At 43.7% G+C, this 659-nt stretch carries 2 rRNA genes; both read right to left on the bottom strand.

Going from position 1 to position 659, the window contains the following annotated elements:
• Positions 1-102, bottom strand: a 16S ribosomal RNA gene (locus H8S55_RS13895); the annotation flags it as partial.
• Positions 103-543: 441 nt separating this feature from the next.
• Positions 544-659, bottom strand: a 5S ribosomal RNA gene (rrf, locus tag H8S55_RS13890).

Raw genomic sequence — 659 nt, 5'->3', positions numbered from 1 at the left:
GTCTTCTTGGCCGAAACCTCAAACACAGGAGTTCCGTTCGACTTGCATGTGTTAAGCACGCCGCCAGCGTTCATCCTGAGCCAGGATCAAACTCTCAATAAAATGGTATTTAAATGACCCCAAAGAAGCCAATCAAATCGATCTTATTGAAGCGTTCCTTGCTTCAAAGAAAATAAATTGACGTTGTTCCTTACAAGCTCTTTTCAAAGCTCTTAAAAACAACCATCACCTTTTGGTGCTTCGTGTTTGTCACGTTGTTTAATTTACAAGGTACACGCTGCGTCCTGCAACGGTTCTTAATGATATCACTTCGTTTTCCTTTTGTCAAGAACTTTTTTCAGAAGTTTTTCAACCTCTTTTCAAGTCCTCTCATCCGCCAGGTCCTTGAAGTTTTATCACCGTCGCTCTCGCAAGCGACTTATTTAGGATACCATACTCAGTTCGCCTTGTCAAGAACTTTTTCGAGTTTTTTTGAACTTTTTTCAAGCTCTTTCGGCTGCCTGACTTGGCAGGAAAAAACGGTCAGCCTAAACTGACCGTTTGTGTTGGCATTACCTATCTTTCCGGCCCGTCTCCAGGCAAGTATTTTCGGCAGAAGCGAGCTTAACTTCCGTGTTCGGAATGGGAACGGGTGGACCCTCGCCCTAATCAATACCAAC

The organism is Flintibacter faecis (genome assembly GCF_014287875.1).
In the GTDB taxonomy this organism is placed as follows: Bacteria; Bacillota; Clostridia; order Oscillospirales; family Oscillospiraceae; genus Lawsonibacter; species Lawsonibacter faecis_A.
Note: the sequence above shows the minus strand (reverse complement) of the source record. Positions and strands in the feature narration are given on the sequence as shown.